The organism is Nocardia seriolae NBRC 15557 (genome assembly GCF_007990715.1).
GTDB classification, from domain to species: domain Bacteria; phylum Actinomycetota; class Actinomycetes; order Mycobacteriales; family Mycobacteriaceae; genus Nocardia; species Nocardia seriolae.
The window spans coordinates 1-23,807 of the sequence record NZ_BJWY01000120.1 but is presented as its reverse complement, the minus strand read 5'-3'; the positions used below and the strand labels follow the sequence as shown (position 1 = coordinate 23,807).

Below are 23,807 nucleotides of genomic sequence, written 5' to 3'. Positions count from 1 at the left end.
GATGCTCTTACAAATGCAAGAACGCAATACTGCGTTCTCTGCATGTGCGCCAAGCGAAAGGGTTGTCATGGCAGGCAAGCGCACCGTGCTTACCGTCCGTTTGCGGCGGCTCGCCGCGATGCTCCACGAGATGCGCGAGAACGCGCAGATCACCAAGGAAGTGGTCAGCGCCAAGACCGGCATCAACGTCACCACGCTCTATCGCATCGAGACCGCGCAGGCCAGGCCGCAGCGCCGCACCCTGACCGCCATGCTGGACCTCTACGGCATCGGCGAGCCGCAACGTTCAGATGCCTTGCAGTTGCTGGTGGATGCGCTCCGCCCCGGCATGGCGCGCTCCTTCGAGGACGCCGTGTCGGAGGTCTACGGCGCGTACATCAACTTCGAGGCCGAGGCGCTCTCGGCGCGCTTCTTCCAGTCCACCTATATCCCGGGCCTGCTGCAAACCGAGGCGTACGCCAACGCGGTCTACCAGACCACCATGCCCAAGATCTCGGATCAGGTTATCGAGCAACGCATCCGGGCCCGGCAGGAGCGCTCCAAGGTGCTCACCAAGGACGACCCCCTCGAACTGTGGGTGGTGCTCGACGAGGCCGTGATCCGGCGACTGGTGGGCGGCCCCGAGGTGATGAGCCAGCAGTTCAGCCAGCTGCTGTGGCACACCGAGAAGCGGAACGTGATCATGCAGATCCTGCCCTTCGACGCCGGCGCGCACCCGGGCATGCTGGGCTCCTTCACCCTGCTGGACTTCCCGGACCCCGCCGATCCGGAGCTGGTCTACGTGGAGGGCATCGCCAGCGACGAGCTCATCGAGGGTCATCCGGAGGTGCGCCGCTACGGGGTGATGTTCGATCAGCTGCGGGCCATGGCGCTGAGCCCGCGCGACTCCATCGCCATGGTCCAGCAGACCATGGCCGACCTGGACAAATCACCGGAGCATTCATGATCGAACCGGGTACCTGATCTTCCACCCACCCCAGGGTGGGTGAACCGGCACCCTCGGAGCGGGATTGCACAGCACTGCGGTCGCTATCGACCGCGGCGCGCGGAGGCGAGAGTGGATACATACCGAACGCCACCCAAGCGCCCCCTCCGAGAGGATGATGTTCGATGTGCAAGACGGTCGAATCGCCCGCTGTCGTACTGCCTACGGCCATCGCGGTGACCGCCGCCGACTGCGAACTGAACTACGCGGAACTGGACCGCTGGAGCAACCGCCTGGCGCGCATGCTGCTGCGCCTCGGGGCCCACCCCGGCGCCCGCATCGCGATCGCGGAGACCCCCCAGCTCGAAGCCGTCGTGTCCCGCATGGCCATTGCCAAGACCGGCGCGACGCCGGTGCCGCTAACCACCGAAACCACCTTGGCGCGTGCCGATTTCGGCATCACCACCAAGGCCGGGCGGGAGCTGATCACCGACGCGAGCCGCTGGCTGGTGCTCGACGACCGGTCCACGCTGGTGCAGTACCTCACCGGCTCGGACGCGCCGCTCACCGAGGCGGAATTACAACTGGCGCGGAAGGCCTCCTGACCCCGTCGAATCTTCAGAGCCCGCAGGATGTTTCAGAATGGCTTCCAGCAGCGACCTGTCCGCTTCCACCCCTGATTCGACTGCGGCCCCCGCCGATTCGATCGCAACCACCGCCGATTCCCCCACGGCTGCCGCAGACTCGTCGGCGGCGTTCGTGCTCTCCGCGGCCCAGCGCGGCATCTGGTTCGCCCAGCAGCTGGCCGGGGACACGCCCTTCTCCATCGCGCAGTACGTCGAGTTCTCCGGCGCGGTCGACGTGGAGCTGCTCGCCGACGCGGCGCGCCGCGCCGGGCGCGAGTTCGGCACCGGCTACCTGCGCATCATCGAAATCGACGACCTGCCTTGGCAACTCGTCGACACCACGCTCGACGACCGCATCGACACCGTCGACCTGAGCGGCGCCCCCGACCCGGAGGCCGCGGCCCAGGCGTGGATGCGCGCCGAGTACACCGCGCCCCTGGACCTGTCCCGCGACCGCCTCTGCAAGGTCGCCATGCTGCGCCTGGCACCCGACCGCTGGTACTGGTACTCGCGCTTCCACCACATCCTCCTCGATGGGGTCGGCGCGCTCACCATGCTGCAGCGCACCTCCGAGATCTACAACACCACCGTGAGCGGGCACGAGGTCCCGCCCGGCAAGGCCGAACCGCTCCAGCGCATCGTGGAAGCCGATGCGGCATACCGGGATTCGGACAAGCTCCAGGCCGACCGCGACTACTGGCGCGAACACCTGGCGGGCCTGCCCGAACCGGCGCAACTGGGCAGGCGCACCGGCGCGGTGGACGCGCACCCCCGCCTGCTCAGTGGCGCGCTGCCGGAATCGACCGCAGCCCTGCTGGATTCGGTGACGAGCGATCTGTCCACCAGCCCGGCCCCCGTCGTGGTGGCCGCCTTCGCCGCCTTCGTTGGGGCCATGACCGGCGCGGGCGAGATCGTGCTGAGCCTGCCGGTGTCCGGGCGCACCACCGCCACCCTGCGCCGCTCCGGCGGCATGGTCGCCAATGTGGTGCCGCTGCGCCTGCACCCCTCCCCCGCCGCCACCGTCGGCGACCTGGTGCGCGCCACCCAGGGTGAGCTCACCGCCGCCCTGCGCCGCCAGCGGTTCCGGCAGGAGGACATCATCCGCGACCTCGGCTGGGCCATGGACGAGGTGGCCGGGTTCGGTCCGACCGTGAATCTCATGCTCGCCGACACCCGCATCCGCCTGGGCGAGGTCACCGGGCGGCTGCACGTGCTGACCTCCGGGCTCATCGACGACCTGTTCGTGAACGTCTACCCGGGCGTCGGCGGCGAACAGACCCACATCGACTTCCAGGCCAATCCGAACCGCTACGGCGACGCCGAACTGGCGAGCCTGCACGCGCGGTTCCTGGAGTTCCTGCACCGCTTCCTGGGCGGCGGCCCCGAGCAGCCGCTGGCGGCGGTGACCGCGCTGTCCACCGCCGAGCGCGCCGAACTGGTGCCCGCCTACGGCCGCGACGGCACTCGCCCGCGCACCCTGCCCGAGATCCTCACCGACGGCGCGGCCCGCACGCCCGCGGCCATCGCCATGCGGGTCGACGGTACCGCCTACACCTATAAGGAGGTCACCGAGTACGCCAACCGGCTGGCCCGGGTGCTGATCGCCGCGGGCGCGGGACCCGAACGCGCCGTGGCGATCTCGATTCCACGCTCGGCGGAGTCGGTGCTGGCCATGTGGGCGGTCGCGCTGACCGGGGCGGCCTTCGTGCCCATCGATCCCGGGTATCCGATGGACCGCATCGAGCACATGATCAGCGACAGCGGGGTGGTCGCCGGTGTGACGGTGGCCGGGTCGCGTCCGGCCCTGCCGGACCGGGTCGACTGGCTGGCGCTCGACGCGCCGGAGTTCGAGAAGCGGCTCGCCGGTAGCGATTCCGGGCCCATCGCCGATGCCGAGCGGCACGCGCCGGTGCACCTGGACCAGACCGCCTACCTCATCTACACCTCCGGTTCGACCGGCCTGCCCAAGGGCGTCGCGGTCACCCACCGCGGTCTGACCAACCTCGTCACCGGGTCCGGCGCGGCGTTCGGCATCGGAACCGACGCGGTGATGGCGCACGCGGTCTCACCCAGCTTCGATATCTCCGTCGAGGAGCTGCTGGTCGCCTTCGCCGTCGGCGCGACGGTGGCCGTGGTGCCGCCCGCCGCCTACGCGGGCGACGATCTGGCCCGGGTACTGCGCAAACTCGAGGTCACCCATCTGAATGTGACTCCGGCCGTGGCGAGTTCGCTGGATCCGGATACGCTGCCGCGGCTGCGCACGGTGGTGGTCGGCGGCGACTCCTGCCCGCCGGAACTGCCGGTGCGCTGGGCCGGGCGGTGCGTGATCAATGGCTACGGCCCGACCGAGGCCACGGTCACGGCCACCCTGAGCGCGCCACTGGCCCCGGGTGATCCGATTACCATCGGCGCGCCGTCGCGAGGCGTGTCGGCCACGGTGCTCGACGGCTGGTTGCGGCCGGTGCCCCCGGGCGTGGTCGGCGAATTGTATTTGAGCGGTGCGGGTTTGGCGCGCGGCTACCACCAGCGCATCGGGCTGAGCGCCGAACGCTTCGTGGCCAGCCCGTTCACCCCGGGCGGGCGCATGTACCGCACCGGTGACCTGGTGCGCTGGCGGCGGCGCAACGGCCGCTGGGAACTGGAGTACCTGGGGCGCGGCGACACCCAGGTGAAGGTGCGCGGCTTCCGCATCGAACTCGGCGAGGTGGACGCGGCCGTGGCGCGGCATCCCGGCGTCGAGATGGCGATCACGGTGGGCGCGACCACGCCGGGCGGGGCGACGGCGCTGGTCTCCTACGTGCTGGCGGCCGATTCGGTGGTCAGTCCCGAAGCCGTGCAGGACACCGTGGCCCAGCAGCTTCCGGCGCACATGGTGCCGTCGGTGGTGATGGTGCTGGACACGCTGCCCCTCACCCCGGCGGGCAAGGTGGACCGGCGCGCCCTGCCGCGCCCCGACTTCGGCACGCGCGCCCGGGCCGGGCGCGCGCCGTCCACCGAACGCGAACGCCTGCTGGCCGAGGTGTTCGCCGCGGTGCTCGGCGTGGAATCGGTTGCGGCGGACGACAATTTCTTCGCCCTCGGCGGCGACAGCATCGTCGCCATCCAGCTGGTGGCGCGCGCCAAGGCGGCCGGACTCGGGTTGCGCGCCCGGGATGTGTTCGAGCACAAGACCGTCGCCGGGCTCGCGGCCGTGGCCAGCGAGGTGACCGCGACGGTGGTCGAGGAGCTGCCCGGCGGCCCGGTCGGCCCGGTGGCGCTCACCCCGATCGTGCACGCCATGCTCGACCAGGGCGACACCTGGCCCCGATTCGCCCAGGCGGTATCGATTCCACTCCCCCGCGACATCGACCACGGCCGTCTGACCGTCGCCGTCCAAGCCCTGCTCGACCGGCACGACCTGTTGCGCAGCACCCTCACCCACGCGCCCGAGAACGGTGCCCGCCCCTGGGCGTGGCGGGTCGGCGCGCCCGGCACCGTCGAGGCCGGGGCCCTCATCGAGATCGTCACCGCCCCCGCCGACAGCGACGGTGAGGACGAATTGCAGCGCGCGGCAGACCTTTTGGATCCGTCTGCCGGTATCGTGGCCCGCTTCGTGCTGATCGAGCGCGAGGACGCGCTGCCGCTGCTGTGGGTGGTGCTGCACCACCTGGTCACCGACGGCGTCTCCTGGCGCATCCTGTTGCCGGACCTGGCCACCGCGTGGGCGGGTGGCACGCTCGCGCCGGTCGGCACCTCGTTCCGGCGCTGGGCGCACGGCCAGGTCGAACAGGCCCCCGCCCGCACCGCCGAAATCCCGTTCTGGCGCGACATTCTCACCACACCCGACCCGGGGCTGGGCACCCGCGCCCTCGATCCGCGACTCGACACGGTCGCCACCATGGCCCAGCTGCGCACCGTCGTCGACGCCGACACCGCCACGGCCGCACTGGAACTCATCCCGGCCCGCTTCCACTGCGGGCTCGACGACGCGCTGCTCACCGCCCTGGCCATGGCCGTCGCGCAGTTGCGCGGCACCCGGCGCACGCTGCTCACGGTGGAAGGGCACGGTCGCGAGGAATCGATCCTGCCCGGCGCGGACATCTCGCGCACCGTCGGCTGGTTCACCAGCCTGTTCCCGGTGGCCCTGAAACTGGACGGCATCGATCTCGACGACGCCTTCCACGGCGGACCGGCCGCGGCCGCCGCGCTCAAGGCGGTCAAGGAACAGCTGCGGGCCATCCCGGACAAGGGTGTCGGGTTCGGCATGCTGCGCTACCTCGACCCGGAGTCCGCGGGCGAATGCGCGGGCGCGCCGACACCGCAGATCGGCTTCAACTACCTCGGACGCACGGGCGCGGGCGTGGAGCACCCGGGCGGGGCCGAAATCCCTTGGGTGCCGGTCAGATTCGCCAGCACCCAGGACGACGACGCGCCGCTGGAAGCGGTCGTCGACATCAATGCCTTCCACACCGCCGCCGGGCTCGAGGTGACCTGGGCCTACGCCTCCCGTGTGCTGAGCGCGGGCGTGGTCCGCGAGCTGGCCCAGCTGTGGGGCCGCGCCGTCACCGCGCTGGTCACCCACGCCCGCCACGCCGGGGCGGGCGGGCACACGCCCTCGGATTTCCCGCTGGTCGCCGTGACGCAGCCGCAGATCGAGGAGTGGGAGCGCGCCTACCCGAACCTCACCGACGTCTGGCCGCTCTCACCACTGCAATACGGCCTGCTCTTCCACGCCCGCTACGACACCGACACCGCCGACGGCTACACCGTCCAGACCCGGCTCAACCTGGCCGGGCGGGTCGACGCCGCGCGCCTGCGCACCGCCGCCGCGGCCCTGCTGGATCGGCACGAGGTGCTGCGCGTCGCCTACGTGGAGACCGCCGACGGGCCCCGCCAGCTGGTGCTGGGCGAGGCCGAGATCCCCTGGCAGGAAATCGATCTCACCGATATCGCGGAACCGGCCGAACGGCAGCGGGAACTGGCCCGGCTGATCGCCGTGGACGCGGGCACCCGCTTCGATCTGGCCCGGCCGCCGCTGCTGCGGCTGTGCCTGATCCGCACCGAGCCCGAGGCGTACACGCTGCTCATGACCAATCACCATCTGGCCCTGGATGGTTGGTCCACGCCGCTGGTGGTGCGCGAACTGCTGGCCGGATACCTCGCCGCCATCACCGGGCAGCAGATTCCCGGGACGCCGGCGCACTCCTATCGCGAATTCCTGACCTGGCTGGGCGAGCAGGACGATGCCGCCAGCCTCGCCGCCTGGACCGAGGCCCTCGCCGGGGTCGATGCGCCGACGCGGGCGGTGCCGACCCTCGCGGGCATCACCTCCACCGAATCCGGCATGGTCACCGTCGAATTCGACAGCGCCCGGCTGGAGCGGCTGACGGGAACCGTGCGCGCGGCCGGGGCCACCGTGAACACCGCGGTACAGGCCGCCTGGGCGCTGCTGCTGGCCATGCTCACCGGCCGCACCGACGTGGTGTTCGGCGGCACCGTCTCCGGGCGGCCGCCGCAGCTGGCCGGGGTCGAGGAAATGGTGGGGCTGTTCATCAATACCCTGCCGGTGCGGGTGCGGCTGGATCCCGGCGAGCGGGTGGACGAGCTGCTGGCCCGGGTGCAGGACGAACAGGCACGGCTGCTGGATCATCAGCATGTCGGGCTGGCCGCCATTCACCGGGCGGTCGGGCTGCCCGAGCTCTTCGACACCCTCACCGTGTTCGAGTCCTACCCCATCGACCGAGAAACACTGTCGCGGGCAATGGATATCGCGGGCATGCGGATTCTGGACGTGTCCGGCACGGACGCGACACCGTATCCGCTGAACCTCATGGTGATTCCGCAACGCGCCGCCGACGGCGGCGAAAGCCTGGACCTCACGGTCAAATTCATGACCGACGAGCTGCCCGAGGCGGCGGCGCGGCGGCTGCTCGACCGATTCGTGCTGCTGCTCGACCAGATCGCCGAGCATCCGCAACGGCGCATCGCCCAGTTGCAACACTGCGATCCGGTCGAGCGACTGCGGTTGCTGCCCGTGTACGGCGGCGAGGCGACGCCACTGCGCACCCTGCCCGACATTCTGGCCGCGGGGGCGCGCGCCAATCCGGAGGGCATCGCGGTCAGCTCCGGGCCGCTGTCGATGACCTACCGGGACCTCGACGCCTGGTCCAACCGGTTCGCGCGAATCCTGCTGGGGCGCGGCGTGGGCCGCGAGACCTTCGTGGTGCTGGCGCTGACCCGGTCGGTGGAATCGGTGGTGGCGGTGTGGGCGCTGGCCAAGACCGGCGCGGCGTTCCTGCCGCTGGATCCGAACTATCCGGTCGAGCGCATCGAGCACATTCTCACCGACTCGCGCGCACCCATCGGGGTGACGGTGTGCGAGGTCGGCGAGACGCTGTCCGGCAGCATCGACTGGCTGCTGCTCGACGACCTCAACACCATCCGCCGGGTGATGACCGTCTCCGACGCGCACATCACCGATGCCGAGCGCGGCGGGCCGATCAACCTCGCCCAGACCGCGTACCTGATCTACACCTCCGGCTCCACCGGCAAGCCGAAGGCGGTGCTGCTCAGCCATCGCGGGCTCGCCAATCTCGTTGCCTCCCAGCAGAGTCTGCTGGATCTGGACGAGACCTCGAGTGCCTTGCAGGTGGCCTCGCCCAGCTTCGACGCCTCGGTGCACGAGCTGCTCATGGCGCACGGGGCGGGCGGACGGCTGGTCATCTCGCCGCCGGATGTGTACGGCGGCAGCGCACTCGAAGAGCTGCTGCGCACCGAGCACGTCACGCACGCGGTCATCACGCCGTCGGTGCTGGCGACCATGAATCCGGACGGGCTCGATCAGCTCGAATGCCTGTCGGTGGCCGGTGAGGCGGCCGGGCCCGAACTGGTGGCGGCCTGGTCGGCCGGGCGGCGCATGGTGAACCTGTACGGGCCGACGGAATTCAGCGTGTGGGCCACCGGTCCGGGTGAGCTGCTGCCCGGTGAGCCGATCACCATCGGCGCACCCATCCGCGGGGCCGCGGCCATGGTGCTCGACACCTGGCTGCGCCCGGTACCCATGGGTGTGACCGGCGAGCTGTATCTGGCCGGGCCCGCCCTGGCGCGCGGCTACTTCAACCGGTTCGGGCTCACCGCAACGCGTTTCGTCGCCAATCCGTACACGCTGCCGGGCGCACGCATGTACCGCACCGGCGACATGGTGCGCTGGGTCGAGGTCAAGACCGACGACGGGGCGCAACTGGAGCTGGAATACCTGGGGCGCAGCGACTTCCAGGTCAAGATTCGCGGGCTGCGCATCGAACTCGGCGAGATCGACGCCGTGCTGGCCGCCGACGAACAGGTCGACTACGCGGCCACCCTCGGCTGCCCCGGCCCCGCCGGGCAGACCGTCCTGGTCTCCTACGTCGTCGCCGCCCCCGGCCACAGCCTCGACACCGAACTGCTGCGCACCCGCATCGCCGCCGCCCTGCCCGGCTACATGGTGCCCAGCTACCTCATCGAACTCGACGACGTCCCCCTCACCCCCGTCGGCAAACTCGACCGGAACGCCCTGTCCGCACCGGATTTCGCCACTCTCGCCCAGCGCTACCTCGCGCCGCGCACCCCCGTCGAAACCGCCGTCGCCAAGGTCTTCGCCGACGTCCTGGAAACCGATCGTGTCAGCATCGACCGCTCCTTCTTCGATCTCGGCGGCAACTCTCTCATCGCCACCCGTGTGGTGGCCCGCGTCAATGCCGCCCTCGGCGCCACCGTCGCCCTGCGCGACCTCTTCGACGCCCCCACCGTCGCCCAACTCTCCGCCCGCATCGTCCCCGGCACCGAGATCGCGGGCCTGCCCACCCTCTCGGCCCGCATCCGCCCCGACCGCATCCCGTTGTCCCCGGCCCAGCAACGCATGTGGGTCCTCAACCGCCTCGACCCCACCTCCGCCGCCTACAACATCACCGCGGCCCTGCGCCTCACCGGCGACCTGAACATCGACGCACTCCGGCACGCGGTAGCCGACGTGGTGCTGCGCCACGAAACCCTGCGCACCCTGTACCCGGCAGACGCCGACGGCCCCCGGCAGGTCGTCCTGAGCGCCGACGCCGCCGCCCCAACCATCGAACTCGCTGACGTCGAAGACGGTGCGCCGCTGCGCAACCGGATCGCCGAACTCACCGGCACGGGCTTCGACCTGACCCGCGAGGCCCCGCTGCGCGTCGGGCTGCTGCGGATCGCTCCATCGGCCGACATCCACGTCGTCGTGCTGGTGGTGCATCACATCAGCGCGGACGGTGCGTCCATGGCACCGCTGGCCACCGATCTGGTCGCGGCATATCTGGCGCGGAACGCTGCAACCCGGCGACCCGGCATCTCGTCCGGCGGGACGGGCGAGGGCGGCGCGGCCCCGGAGGCGACTGCCCCGGCAGACCGCGAACCGCTGCGGGTGCAATACGCCGACTACTCGCTGTGGCAGCGGGAGTTGCTCGGGGACGAGACGGATCCGGAATCCCGTGCCGGGCGGCAGATTCGGTATTGGAAGGAGCGGTTGGCGGCTACGCCGGATGTGCTGGAGTTGCCGACGGATCGGCCGCGGCCCGCGGTGCAGAGCATGCGGAGCGCGGATCTGGAGTTCCGTCTCGGCGGGGAATTGCATTCGGCGCTGACGGAATTGGCGGCGGCGACCGAGACCAGCCTGTTCATGGTGCTGCATGCGGCGCTGGCGGTGCTGTTGTCGCGGATGGCGGGGACGCACGACGTGGTGATCGGGACCGCGGTGGCCGGGCGCGGGGAGGCGGCGCTGGACGATCTCGTCGGGATGTTCGTCAATACCCTCGCACTGCGGACGCCCGTGGACCCGGCCGAGGGGTTCGGGGAGTTCCTCGGTGCGGTGCGGGCGACGGATCTGGATGCGTTCGCCCAGGCCGAGGTGCCGTTCGAGCGACTGGTGCAGGTGCTGGATCCGCCACGGTCGACCGCACAGCATCCGCTGTTCCAGGTTTCGTTGTCCTTGCAGAACTTCGCGCCGCCCGCGGTGGAGTTCCCGGGGCTGCGGGTGGAGGTCGAGCCGATCGTGCGGGATGCCTCGCAGTTCGATCTGACCTTCGATCTGCGGACGCCGCTGCCGGGGACCGATCAGGCGGGGCTGGATGGGACGCTCACCTTCGCGACCGATCTGTTCGACGAGGCGACCGCGGCTCGGCTGGTGACGCGGTGGGAGCGGATTCTCACCGCGGTGACGGCCGATCCGGCGGTCCGGCTGTCGGATATCGACCTGCTGGATGCGGCCGAACGGGCCGCGCTGGTGCCGCTGCGCGGACCCGGGCAGGCCGGAATCGCCACGCTGGCACAGATTTTCCGGACCGCCGCCACCGGTCATCGGCTGTGCCCGGCCATCATCGCCGACGGGCGGGTGGTGGCCTACCGGGAGCTGGATACCGCGTCGCAGCGGCTGGCCATGCAACTGTCGGCCGCCGGTGCGGGTGCGGAAACCGTGGTGGCGCTGGCGCTTTCGCGGGGCGTGGAGCTGCTCACCGCCATCTGGGCGTGCGCCAAGGCCGGGGCGGCGTTCCTGCCCATCGACCCGCGCCACCCGCTGGACCGCATCGATCACATGCTGACCGATTCGCGCGCGGTGCTGGGGTTGACCACCAGCGCACACCGGGGGCTGCTGCCCGACACCGTCGGCTGGCTGGTGCTCGACGATCCATCGGCCTCCAGCGTGCGGATCGAGCTGGGGCGCGGGCGGATTCGCTCCATGCCCACGCATCCGGATCAGCCCGCATGGCTCATCTACACCTCGGGCTCCACCGGTACCCCCAAGGGCGTGTCGGTCTCCCATCGCGGCATCGGCGATCTGGTGCGCGCCCAGCGGGAACTGCTCGCCCTGGGCGAGCACTGCCGCGTCCTGCAGGTCGCCTCACCGAGTTGCGACGCCTCCGCCTTCGAGGCGCTCATGGCATTCGGGTCCGGCGGCACCGCCGTGGTCGCGCCGCCGGACGTGTTCGGCGGGCAGCCGCTCACCGATCTCATTGCGGCACAGGGTGTCACCCACCTGGTGATCACGCCGTCGGCGCTGGCCACCCTCGATCCCGACGCGGTGTCGAGCGTGCGGGTGCTGGCCGTCGCGGGCGAGGCCATCGGACCGGATCTGGTGGCCCGCTGGTCCACCGGGCGCACCCTGATCAACCTCTACGGCCCGACCGAATTCACCATCTGGGCAACGGCTTCCGAACCCCTCGTGGCCGGGCAGCCGGTCACCATCGGCACCCCGATCCGCGGTGCGGGCACCCTCGTCCTCGACGACCGGCTGCGGCCGGTGCCCATGGGCGTGGCCGGGGAACTGTACCTGGCCGGGCCCGCCCTGGCCCGCGGCTACCACAACCGGCCCGGGCTCACCGCCAGTCGTTTCGTGGCCGACCCGTATGGGCGACCGGGCGAACGGCTCTACCGCACCGGCGATCTCGTGCGCTGGACCGGCTACCTCGACGAACCGCGCCTCGAATACCTGGGGCGCACCGACTTCCAGGTCAAGATGCGCGGGCAGCGCATCGAACTCGGCGAGATCGACGCCGCCCTCTCGGCAGCCGACGGGGTCGAATTCGCCGTCACCCTGGGCGTTCCCGGTCCCGGAGGGGCCACCGCCCTGGCCGCCTACCTGCTGGCCGAACCGGGCCGCCAGGTCGATCTGGCCGCTGTCCGCGCGCACGCCGCCGACCGGCTGCCCGGCTATATGGTGCCCTCGGCGTTCGTGGTGCTCGACGCGATTCCGCTCAATGCGGTCGGCAAGCTCGACCGCCGCGCACTGCCCGCGCCGGTGTTCGAGGCCGAGACCGAATATCGGCCGCCCACAACCGATCTCGAAAAGGTGCTCGCCGAGATCATCGCCGAGCTGCTGGGCCGCGACCGCGTCGGTGTGCACGACTCCTTCTTCGCCCTCGGCGGCGACAGCATCCTCGCCATCCAGCTGGTGTCGCGCGCCCGGCTGCGCGGCATCGAACTGACACCGCTGCAGGTCTTCGAGCACCGCACCGTGGCCGCGCTGGCCGAACTCGCCGCGGCCGCGGGCGAAACCATCGTGCTCGAGGAACTGCCCGGTGGCGGCGTCGGCGAGCTGCCGCTCACCCCGATCACGCGCTGGATGCTCGAACGCGGCGGCGACCACCGGCGATTCGCGCAGACCGCGGTCCTGGAACTGCCGCGCGGCATCGACCGCGAACAGCTCGTCGCCACCGTCACCGCCGTCGTCGACCAGCACGACATGCTGCGCGCGCAACTGGCGTTCGTGGACGGCGACTGGCGGCTGCGCACCCGCCCGCCCGGGTCGGTGGATGTCGATGCACTGCTGTACCTCATCGAGTTCGATACCGCCGACCGCGTCGAACTGCGCGAATACGCGGTCACCGAACTGGATTCCGCGCTCGGGCGACTCGACCCCGACAATGGCACCGTCCTGCAACTGGTGTGGCTCGACCCCGCACCCGACAGCCCGCCCGACCGTCGCGGCCGACTCATCCTGGTCGCTCACCACCTGGTGATCGACGGGGTGTCCTGGCGCATCCTCATCCCCGACCTGATCGCGGCCTGGGCGCAGATCAGCGGTGGCGCGCAACCGATCCTGACCGAGACCGGCACCTCCATGCGGCGCTGGTCCTACGCCCTGACCGAGGCCGCCGAACAGCCCGCCCGCACCGCCGAACTCGACTACTGGCGCGAAATCGCCGCCACCCCCGACCCGCGCCTGGGCTCGCGGGAACTCGACCCGGCCATCGACCGCGTCGCGGCCGTGCGCTCGGTCGACGTCGAGGTCGACGCCGAGACCACCGCGACACTGCTCACCACCTTGCCCGCCCTGTTCGACGGCACCGTCGAGGACGCCCTGCTGGCGGGCCTGGCCCTGGCCATCCGGCGCTGGCGCATGGAACCGATCGAGGCGGTCCTGATCCGGCTCGAGGGCCACGGGCGGCAACAGGAGATCGTTCCCGGAGCCGACCTCTCGCGCACCCTCGGCTGGTTCACCACCGTCTACCCGGTGCGACTGGCCCTGTCCGGCATTCCGATTCGCGACGCGCTGTCGGGCGGACCGGCCATGGGTGACGCCATCCGCGCGGTGAAACACCAGCTCGCCGAGGTCCCGGACAAGGGCATCGGCTATGGCATGCTGCGCTACCTCAACCCCGACACCGCCGCCGAACTCCCCGCGCGGGTGCCCGGCCGCATCGGCTTCAACTACCTCGGCCGCTACGCCGCCGCCGACATTCCGGCCGGGCTGGAGGATCTCGGCTGGCTGCCCACCGACGAATTCGGGGACCTGCACGCGGGCGAACACCCCGATGTGCCAGTCACCGCCGAGATCGAGATCAATGCCGTGGTGGTCGGCGACCGGTTGCAGGCCAGTTTCAGCTTCCCCGACACCCTGCTGCCCCGGCACGAGATCACCATGCTCGCCCATCTGTGGACCGACGCGCTGTGCGCCGCAGCCGCTTTCGCCGCCTCCCCGGCCGCCGAACTCGCCGCCGAGGCCGAACGCCACTACATGACCGAACTGCGCGAACGGCAGGCCGCCGCCGAACTCGCCGCGAGCCGGTCCGATTCGGGGCCGGGCCTCGGGCTCGACGTGGTGCTGCCCATCCGGCCCGGCGGCGACGAGCCCCCGCTGTTCTGTATCCACCCGTCCTCGGGCATCGCCTGGACCTATCTCGGGCTCGCCGACGCCCTCGCCCCGGGCCGCCCCATCTACGGGCTGCAAGCCCCCGACCTGTCCGGCGAGCCGCACGCCCGCAGCATCGCCGACTTCGCCACCCGCTACGTGGCCGAAATCCGCCGACTGCAACCGCACGGCCCCTATCATCTGCTCGGATGGTCCTTCGGCGGCCTCATCGCGCACGCCGTCGCCGCTCAGTTCGAGGCACACGGAGACGAGGTCGCCACCCTGGCCCTGCTCGACGCGGACAGCACCGATATCGACGGCGGCAGCATCGACAAGCTCACCGCCGGCTCCTTCGTCGCCACCTTCGGGTCGGTCTTCGGCATCACCGACATCCCCGCCGACACCAGCGCCGAACAGGCCGCGGAGCTGATTGGCGAACGCATGGGCGGGGTTTCGCTCGTCGACGCGCAGACCCTCGAACGCATGGCCGCCTCCTACAACGCCTCCGCCGATACCCGCACCGGCTATCAGCGACCCGTATTCCACGGCGACGCACTGTATTTCAGCGCCACCGTGCACACCTCCGACATCTTCGGGCCCGAAGGCTGGCGGCCCTGGATCACCGGGACCATCAGCAATCACGACATCGACGTCAGCCACGAAGAACTGACCGCGCCGCACGCGCTCGCGGCCATCGCTCGCATTCTCGACGCACATCTGGGAGGGACGCCGTGAACACCGACGGTCGCAAACCCGATACAACCAACGTGGAAACCAGTCCGGTCGCCCCGGCACACACCATCACACCCGCCGTCAAGAGCATCGCACCCGCCACCACCGGCAGCCTCGACGGCGTCGTGGTCGAGGGCGTCGAGAAATCCTTCGGCTCGGTCCAGGCGCTGCGCGGCATCGACTTCCAGGCCGCGCAGGGCGAGGTGCTCGGCATCCTCGGACCCAATGGCGCGGGCAAGACCACCACCGTCAATATCCTGTCCACCCTCATCGCCCCCGACGCCGGGCGCGCGCTGGTCGCCGGGCACGACGTCGTCACCGAGGCCGCCGCGGTCCGGCGCAGCATCATGCTCACCGGGCAGTTCGCCGCCCTCGACGACGCCCTGTCCGGGTACGAGAACCTCGTCATGTTCGGCCGCCTCATGGGGCTGCGCAAACGCGCCGCCCGCACCCGCGCCGACGAACTCGTCGAGGAATTCGACCGGGTGCAGGCCGCGGGCCGCCGCGTCGGCACCTACTCCGGCGGCATGCGGCGGCGCATCGACATCGCCTGCGGGCTGGTGGTGCGGCCCGAGGTGGTGTTCCTCGACGAGCCCACCACCGGACTCGATCCCCGCAGCCGCCAAGGCGTCTGGGACCTGGTCGGCGGATTCCGCAAGCACGGCATCACCACGCTGCTCACCACCCAGTACCTCGAAGAGGCCGACGCGCTCTGCGACCGCATCATCGTCATCGACCACGGCGTGGTCATCGCCGACGGCACCGCCGACGAACTCAAGGCCCGCACCGGCGGCAGCTACTGCGAGATCGTGCCGCTGCGCATGGAGGACCTGCCCGCCATCGCCCGCGCCCTCGGCGACCTGCTGCCCGCCGCCAACCGCGAAGCGCTGACCGGGGATTCGGACCGGCTCGCCATCCCCGCCCCGGAGGGCGCCAAGACGCTGGCCGAGGCGCTGCGCCGATTGGACTCGGCCGGAATGGAATTGGTCGACATCGCACTGCGGCGACCCTCGCTCGACGACGTCTTCCTCGAGCTCACCGGGCACATCGCCAAATCCGAGGAACCCGAGGACGATTCACCCTCGGTTCGATTCCGGACCGCGGACGGGCACTACACCGGCGAGGATCGGACCCGGGCATGACCGCCGACCTGCGCCTGGAAGCACAAGCCGCACCGGGCAATTGGCTCACCGACCTGCGCGCCACCCCCGCCACCCTGGCGCAGTGGTGGGTACTCACGGTGCGGCTCATCGCGCCCTCGGTCAAGACCGGCGAGATCCTCACCGCCATCCTCGCGCCCATCACCTTCACCATCAGCTTCTACATCCCGCTCAATCGCGTGATGACCTTCGCCGGACTGGGATTCAGCAGCTACGCGCAGTTCATGGCGCCCATCGTCATCCTCCAGGCCGCCGCGTTCACCGCCGTCTCCGCCGCCTTCCGGGCCGCCACCGACGCGGTCTCCGGGCTGGACCGGCGCTTCGACGCCATGCCCATGCACCCGCTGGTCCCGGCCGCGGCGCGCATGTCCTCCAACGTGTTCCGGCTGCTCATCGGGATGGCCTCGGCCGTGGTCAGCATCTACGTGGTCGGCTTCCGCTTCGTCGGCGGCGCGGCGCACACCCTCGGGTTCCTCGCGCTGGGCATGCTCATCGGCATCGCCTTCTGCCTCGGGGCGGACGCCATCGGCACCTTCACCCGCAGTCCCGAGGCCACCAGCCAGATGCTGGTGCTGCCGCCGCTCATCCTCGGCATGCTCTCCACCGGACTGGCCCCGGCCCACCAATTCCCGCACTGGGTCCAGTTCTTCGTGCGCAATCAGCCGGTCTCGCAGTTCGCCGAGGGGCTGCGCGCGCTCGGCGGCGACACCCTCGGCAAGGCGCACCCGGTCACCTGGGCGCTCATGACGCCGCCGCTGCTGTGGATCGCGGCCATCGTCGCGGTGTCCTGCTACTTCATCGCCCGGCAGAACCTGAAGAGGTCGTGATGGCAACCCTCGACCGCCCGCACGTCGACGACACCCTGGTCTTCGGCGAGAGCTCGGCCCCGGCCCTGCTGCGCCACAGCTGGATCCAGACCCAGCGGCTGCTGCTGCGCTGGGTTCGCGACCCGGTCACGCTGCTGGAAACGCTGATCGTGCCGTGCCTGCTGCTGCTCATGCTCGACATCGTGGTGGGCTCGCAGATCCAGAAGTTCTCCGGGCACAGCGCGCTCTACGGATCCACGCCCATGGTGACGCTGGTCGGCGCGCTGTCGGGGACCGTGGCCAGCGGCGTCATGCTCGGGCGCGAACGCGAGGCGGGCATTCTGTCGCGGTTCTGGGTGCTGCCGGTGCACCGCGGATCCGGGCTGGCGGCACGAATTCTCGCCGAGGGCTGCCGCATCTTCGCGGGGACCGTCGTCATCATTGCGTTCGGCATGGCACTGGGGTTCCGCTTCCGGGAGGGGCCGCTGCAAGCCTTCGCGTTCCTGTGGATCCCGGTGCTGTTCGGGCTGGCCTTCGCCACCATGGTCACCGCCATCGCGGTCTTCACCGCCAAGTCCACCCTCGTCGAGGCCGTCGCGCTGCTGTCGTCGCTGCTCATGTTCTTCAGCACCGGGTTCGTGCCACTGCTCGCCTACCCCAAGTGGATTCAGCCGGTGGTACGGCATCAGCACATGTCGGTGGCCGTCGACACCATGCGAGCGCTGGCCGAGGGCGGACCGGTCGCCGGGCCGCTGACCCAGACCTTCGCCTGGACCATCGGGCTCATCATCGTCTTCGCCATCCCCGCCGCGTGGGGCTACCGCCGGGCCAGCCGCCGCTGATCCAGACCCCTTTCCGGAAATACTGGAACGCGGGCGCGTCGAGCGGCCGCGATGATCGACTCGGCGCACTACGCTGGCCGCCGTGCTCGAACCCGAAACCGCCGTCGCGCCCCACCCGGACATTGCCCACCTCGCCCCGCTGCTGGGCACCTGGCGCGGTCGCGGACAGGGCGAATACCCGACCATCGAATCGTTCGAATATCTGGAGGAAGTGCACTTCGGCCACGTCGGCCGCCCCTTCCTCACCTACCGGCAGCGCACCCGCGCCGCCGACGGCAGCCGGCCCATACACAGCGAGACCGGCTACCTGCGCGCCACCGGACCCGATCGCATCGAGCTGATCCTGGCCCACCCCACCGGGATCACCGAGATCTGCGAGGGCCGCCTGGTCAGCGACGACGGCGAACTGCGCCTGGAACTCGACTCCACCTCGATCGGGTTGAGCAGCAGCGCGAAATCGGTGACCGCACTGGGCCGCACCATCACCGTCGCGGGCGACACCCTGCAGTATTCGCTGCGGATGGCGGCAGTCCAGCAACCGCTGACCCACCACCTCGCGGCGACCATGCAGCGGGCCAACTGACGGTAACCATCCCGTATCGATTTCGGCAGTGACCTGCCGCAGACCACGTCAGCGGCTGTGCGGCAGGGCACTGACGGGTTGCCTCGGCATAACTCTCCGATTAACGTCCCTTGCATTGGCAAATAGTCAGCCAACCCTAATGAGCACGGAGCACCGAACTACCCGATTCGGGTTCCCTTACTCATCCCCAAACAAGGGAGAGGGATATGAAGCGCTCGGCCTTTTTGCTGGTCACCACCGCAGGCATGATCCTCGCGGGTGCGGGCGTCACCGAGATCATCGGCGACGCATCCGGCGACGCACCACCCACCAAAGCCCTGGCAGAGCAGCGCTACGTCACCGACGCCGTCGCCGGCATCCACCCGGCCGCCTGCCTGCGGCTCGACAGTGGATACGGCGACCGCTGACCCCTCGAATCCATAACCCGCGGACCTTGTCTCGGCCTCAGTACCCTGCGGGCAGGACCGCGAGCATGTCCCGCGTCACCGACACCGCATTGTCGGAACTCCCGCCGCGCACCAGCAGCGTGGCCCAGGCCAGATCACCGCGGTAGCCGATGAACCACGCGTGCGAACCGCCGTCCACCTCGGCCTCACCCGTCTTGCCGTAGACCTCACCCTGATCGATGATGCGCTCGGCCGTACCGCCGAGCACCACCTTGCGCATCATCGCGCGCAGACCGTCGATCACCTCGGGGGCCAGCTGCCCGCGATCACCGGAGACCTGGGTTTGATGGCCCGCGATCAGATACGGCACCGGGGTCGAACCGTGCGCGACCGTCGCCGCCACCAACGCCATACCGAACGGGCTGGCCAGCACCTTGCCCTGGCCGATGCCATCCTCGGCGCGCTGCACCTGATCATCGGAGGACGGCACCGAACCCGACACCGTGGGCAGACCCGCCACCGTGTAATCCGGGCCCAGGCCCAGCGCCGAAGCGGCCGTGCGCAGATCCTTGCCGCCCAGCTCCGAGGCGAGCTTGGCGAAGGAGGTATTGCAGGAGCGTTCGTAGGCGGTGGCCATCGACACCGTGCCGACGCTGAAGAGGTTGTAGTTCGGAATCGTGCGCTCCCCCACCACGATCTGACTCGGGCACGGGACCGAGGTGTCGGGAGTGGCGTGGCCGGTGGTCATGGCCGCGGCGGCGGTCACCGTCTTGAAGGTCGAACCGGGCGGATAGAGGCCGGTCGCGGCGACCGGGCCGTCGGCGTCGGCCGCCTCGTTCTGGGCGATCGCGAGAATCGCGCCCGAGGAGGGTTGCAGCACCACCATCATGGTCTGCTCGGTGCGGGCGTCCACCGCGCGCTGGGCCGCGTTCTGGATATTGCGGTCGACACTGAGCGAGAAGGACGGGGCGGTCTGCGGGGCGACCTCGGTGAGCACATCGGTGTCGCCGCCATTGGCGTTGACGGTCACCACGCTCCAGCCCGCCTTGCCGTCGACCTCGTCGATCACGGTCTTGCGGACCTGGGACATGAGGTCCGGGGCGAAGCGGCGGTCGGTGGGGATCAGGTCGAATTCCTTGCTGAAGGTGACGCCCGACAGGCCCAGCAGCTCCGAATCGACCTCGCCGAACTCCCATTCCGAGAGCATGGCCGCGGTGTAGGCGCCGTTCGCCTTGCGGGCCGCGGCCAGCAGCGAATCGGGGGTGACGCGTTCGTCGAAGCGGCGCAGCGCATTCGCCAGGGTCGCCGACACGCCCCGCGGATCCGACGAGGCGGACGGCTTGAACACCACCCGGTACAGCGACCCCGGCACCAGCACATCGCTGCCCGCGCGCTCGTTCACGCGGGCCCGGCTGGCCGGGGTCGAACGTAGTTGCAGGGTCTGGGTATTGCCCAGGCGCGGATGGACATCGGCCGCGGACCAGCGCACCTCCCAGCGGCCCTCGGTGCGGGTCATCTGCAATTGGCCCTGGTAGGTCCAGACGCGGTCCTTGGGCAGATGCCATTCGTAGGTGTAGTCGACCACGGCGGTGTCGTCGCTGACGCGGGCGTCGCCGGTGGTGGCCACCAGCTTCTCGGCCTGCAGCTGGTCCCAGGCGGAAGCCAGTGCGGCACGGGCCTTTTCGGGCTGGCTGGTGCGGTCGGCGGCGGCCTGGGCGTCGTGGTCGGCGAAGGCGGAGACGAAGGCCTCGGCGGCCTGGGCCGGACCCTGCGGACCCGAGGAGCAACCGGCCGCGAGCGCGGCGGCCGGGAGGGCGAGCGCGGTCGCGAGCAGCGTGGAGAAGACCCGTTTCGACATCGGGTCAGATGCTAGAGCCAACTATCGGCAAACCGGCGCGACACACTGCACCGGAACGGATTTCACGACTACATCACAGATAAGTGGTCAGTCCAGCAGCACGGTCGCGAATGTGGCGATCTGCCGGAATCCGACCTTCGCGTAGGCGCGGCGCGCAACCTCGTTGTAGCAGTTGACATACAGGCTGGCGGTGCGGCCGGAGGAGACCACGACATTCGCGACGGACGCGGTGCCCGAGGTGCCGTAGCCCTGACCACGCCGATCCGGATGCACCCACACGCCCTGGATCTGCCCGGTTCGCCGCGACAGCGCCCCCACCTCGGCCTTGAATACCACCTCGCCGTCCTCGAAACGCGCCCAGGCCCGGCCGGATTCGATGAGCCCCGACACCCGGCGGCGATAGCTGCGCCCGCCGTCGCCCGCGCGCGGATCCACCCCGATCTCCTCGGTGAACATGGCGATCGCCGCGACCATGTAGCGATCGAGCTCCTCGGGCCGCACCCGGCGCACCCGCAGATCCGGGGCCAGGCTCGCGGGCCGTTCCAAGGCCAATAACGGCTGATCCTCACGCAACTCGCGCGGCGGACCCCACTGCTCGCGCAACATCTCCCACAGCGGCAGCGCCAATTCCCGCCGCCCCACCACCGACGAACACAACCGCGGGCCCTTGATCGCGCGCTCCGCGAACGCCTTCATGTCCTCGCGGCCACCGCGCAGCGGCACCAGATTCGCGCCCGAGAAACACAGCGACTCCCCCGGCCCGCCGCGGCTCCACAACTCCCCGTACGCCCCGCGCGGATCCAGCCCGTACTCCTGCAGGCGCGCGGCCACCATGCACGTCGCCACCGGATCGGTGTCGAGTACACGCAACACTTGGGTCAGATCGCGGTTCGCGAGCTGACGGGCCCCGGCTGTCCGGCCCCGGCGAGTCGGCTCCAGCACACTCCGCACGCCCACAGCCTGCCAGAATTTCCGGAATCGCGCCGTACGATTGCCCGCGCCCGCCCACCGACCAGGCAAAACGCACCCACCCCAACGTGCCCAACCAGTCGGTACGCACCTCCGCCAGACCATGCCACCTCCGCAGCAGCACTCGCCCGGCGCGCAACGGGCCGCAGTGTCGTCGCAGCCGAAACCCATTCCGGGCCGCCGCGATCCACACGGCCGGCATACAAACGGCCCGGGCCTCGGCGGAATGCCGAAGTCCGGGCCGGTAGGTCTGGGGTGGCGGTCAGCCCGCGGTGACGACCGGGGCGCCGGTGCCCGCTTCGTCGCCCATTTCGTCGGCGAGGCGCATGGCCTCCTCGATGAGGGTCTCGACGATGAGGTGTTCGGGGACGGTCTTGATGACCTCACCCTTGACGAAGATCTGGCCCTTGCCGTTGCCGGAGGCGACGCCCAGGTCGGCCTCGCGGGCCTCGCCGGGGCCGTTCACGACACAGCCCATGACCGCCACGCGCAGCGGGACTTCCATGCCTTCGAGACCGGCGGTGACCTCGTTGGCCAGGGTGTAGACGTCGACCTGGGCGCGGCCGCAGGACGGGCAGGAGACGATCTCCAGCTTGCGGGGGCGCAGGTTGAGCGACTGGAGGATCTGGGTGCCGACCTTGATCTCCTCGGCGGGCGGGGCCGAGAGGGAGACGCGAATGGTGTCGCCGATGCCCTCGGAGAGCAGCGCGCCGAAGGCGACGGCCGACTTGATGGTGCCCTGGAAGGCGGGACCGGCCTCGGTCACGCCCAGGTGCAGGGGGTAATCGCATTTGGCGGCGAGCTGACGGTAGGCCTCGACCATGATCACCGGGTCGTTGTGCTTGACCGAGATCTTGATATCGCCGAAGCCGTGCTCCTCGAACAGGCTCGCCTCCCATAGCGCGGACTCCACGAGCGCCTCGGGGGTGGCCTTGCCGTACTTCTCCAGCAGCCGCTTGTCGAGCGAGCCCGCGTTGACGCCGATGCGCAGCGGGATGCCCGCGTCCCCGGCCGCCTTGGCGACCTCCTTGACGCGGCCGTCGAATTCCTTGATATTGCCCGGATTCACGCGCACCGCAGCGCATCCCGCGTCGATGGCGGCGAAGATGTAGCGCGGCTGGAAGTGGATGTCGGCGATCACCGGGATCTGAGACTTGCGCGCGATGGTGGCCAGCGCGTCCGCGTCCTCCTGACGCGGACAGGCCACGCGCACGATGTCGCAGCCGGACGCGGTCAGCTCCGCGATCTGCTGCAGGGTGGCGTTGACGTCATGGGTCTTGGTGGTGGTCATCGACTGGACCGAGACGGGGAACTCGCTCCCCACTCCGACATTGCCCACCATCAGCTGGCGCGTCTTGCGCCGCGGTGCGAGGACGGCCGCCGGTGCGGCCGGCATCCCCAAAGCGATGGCACTGCTCACGATCGGCTGCCTACTTTCGACTAAGTCCTCACCCTTACCGGCTCCGAGCTTACCGAGGCTCGAATGCCGGTCGCCCTGTGACGGCGGCGACAAGGGTACCCGGGCCCGGTGCAGGACTCGGAATCGGCCGGGGCCTACAACTGCTATTCGTCGCAAATGACGCGAAGGTTTACGGTCTGAAATGTGAAGGTAGCGAAACCGGATTCGTGGCCCGCCGGACCGGAAGAGGCCGCGGCACTGCAAGACCTGCTGCGCACCCGGGTGATCGCGGAGAACCCCCGGCCACCACATTTCCGAACGGTAGCGGGCCTTGACTCGGCCTACGACGACCACGGCAATGTGGTCGCCGCCATCGTAGTGCTCGACGGCACAACCCTGGAGACCATCGAGGTGGCCACCGCCCGCGGCACCAACGATTTCCCCTACGTCCCCGGCCTACTCGCCTTCCGGGAACTCCCCACCACCCTGGCCGCCCTCGAAACCCTCACCGTCACACCGGATCTCCTCATCTGCGACTCCCAGGGCCTGGCCCACCCCCGCCGCTTCGGCCTCGCCTGCCACCTCGGCCTGCTCACCGGCATCCCCACCCTCGGCGTCGCCAAGAACGCCTGGGGCGACTACACCGAACCCGCCCGCGAACGCGGCGCATCGAGCGTCATCACCATCGACGGCGACCCGGTGGGCCGCGCCCTCCGCACCCGCACCGACGTCAAACCCGTCTACGTCTCCATCGGCCACCTCATCGACCTGGACACCGCCTGCGCCCAGGTCCTGGCCCTCACCCCCGAATTCCGCCAACCCGAAACCACCCGCCGAGCCGACCACCTCTGCCGCCGGCTGCTGCGCGAAATCGCTACCACGGGAACAACTTCACGCGACTGATTCAC

12 protein-coding genes are annotated in these 23,807 nt (G+C 70.2%); 9 read left to right on the top strand and 3 right to left on the bottom strand.

Annotated features, from left to right (window positions below; genetic code table 11):
• The first annotated feature begins 67 nt into the window (after positions 1–67).
• The 8 genes from NS2_RS28400 to NS2_RS28365 all read left to right on the top strand — a co-directional run bounded on the left by NS2_RS28400 (position 68) and on the right by NS2_RS28365 (position 18,694).
• Complete coding sequence (locus NS2_RS28400) at positions 68–946, top strand: helix-turn-helix domain-containing protein (protein WP_033090463.1); 879 nt, start codon at positions 68–70, stop codon at positions 944–946.
• 164 nt (positions 947–1,110) lie between these two features.
• Positions 1,111–1,530: an AMP-binding protein gene (locus NS2_RS28395; RefSeq protein WP_045439247.1), complete on the top strand. Its 420-nt coding sequence runs from the start codon at positions 1,111–1,113 to the stop codon at positions 1,528–1,530.
• Between the two features lie 37 nt (positions 1,531–1,567).
• Positions 1,568–14,899 (top strand): non-ribosomal peptide synthetase, encoded by a 13,332-nt coding sequence (locus tag NS2_RS28390; RefSeq protein ID WP_147207345.1) that lies wholly within the window; start codon positions 1,568–1,570, stop codon positions 14,897–14,899.
• A gap of 86 nt (positions 14,900–14,985) precedes the next feature.
• A complete protein-coding gene (locus NS2_RS28385) occupies positions 14,986–16,038 on the top strand; it encodes a daunorubicin resistance protein DrrA family ABC transporter ATP-binding protein (RefSeq protein ID WP_045439249.1) in 1,053 nt (350 codons plus the stop codon).
• A complete protein-coding gene (locus NS2_RS28380) occupies positions 16,035–16,883 on the top strand; it encodes an ABC-2 transporter permease (RefSeq protein WP_045439245.1) in 849 nt (282 codons plus the stop codon). The genes NS2_RS28385 and NS2_RS28380 overlap by 4 nt, the downstream gene beginning before the upstream one ends.
• Positions 16,883–17,704: an ABC transporter permease gene (locus tag NS2_RS28375; RefSeq protein ID WP_033090462.1), complete on the top strand. Its 822-nt coding sequence runs from the start codon at positions 16,883–16,885 to the stop codon at positions 17,702–17,704. The genes NS2_RS28380 and NS2_RS28375 overlap by 1 nt, the downstream gene beginning before the upstream one ends.
• Positions 17,705–17,777: 73 nt before the next feature.
• A complete protein-coding gene (locus tag NS2_RS28370; RefSeq protein WP_155239817.1) occupies positions 17,778–18,287 on the top strand; it encodes a peroxynitrite isomerase in 510 nt (169 codons plus the stop codon).
• Between the two features lie 206 nt (positions 18,288–18,493).
• Positions 18,494–18,694 (top strand): hypothetical protein, encoded by a 201-nt coding sequence (locus NS2_RS28365; RefSeq protein WP_033090460.1) that lies wholly within the window; start codon positions 18,494–18,496, stop codon positions 18,692–18,694.
• 37 nt (positions 18,695–18,731) lie between these two features.
• On the opposite strand, the gene NS2_RS28360 is transcribed toward NS2_RS28365, so the two are convergent.
• From NS2_RS28360 to ispG, 3 genes are all read right to left on the bottom strand, one after another.
• Positions 18,732–20,531 carry a penicillin-binding transpeptidase domain-containing protein gene (locus tag NS2_RS28360; RefSeq protein WP_033090459.1) on the bottom strand — a complete coding sequence of 600 codons (1,800 nt, stop codon included), beginning with the start codon at positions 20,529–20,531 and terminating at the stop codon, positions 18,732–18,734.
• A gap of 87 nt (positions 20,532–20,618) precedes the next feature.
• Positions 20,619–21,482, bottom strand: coding sequence for a GNAT family N-acetyltransferase (locus tag NS2_RS28355; protein WP_228102889.1), 864 nt, complete (start codon positions 21,480–21,482; stop codon positions 20,619–20,621).
• A 280-nt stretch (positions 21,483–21,762) separates the two neighbouring features.
• The gene (ispG, locus tag NS2_RS28350; RefSeq protein WP_155239819.1) at positions 21,763–22,896 is read right to left on the bottom strand and encodes a flavodoxin-dependent (E)-4-hydroxy-3-methylbut-2-enyl-diphosphate synthase; all 1,134 of its coding nucleotides are present in this window, start codon (positions 22,894–22,896) and stop codon (positions 21,763–21,765) included.
• A gap of 207 nt (positions 22,897–23,103) precedes the next feature.
• Between ispG and NS2_RS28345 the strand changes: the two genes are divergently transcribed.
• Positions 23,104–23,802, top strand: coding sequence for an endonuclease V (locus NS2_RS28345; protein WP_033090457.1), 699 nt, complete (start codon positions 23,104–23,106; stop codon positions 23,800–23,802).
• The last annotated feature ends 5 nt before the right edge of the window (positions 23,803–23,807 follow it).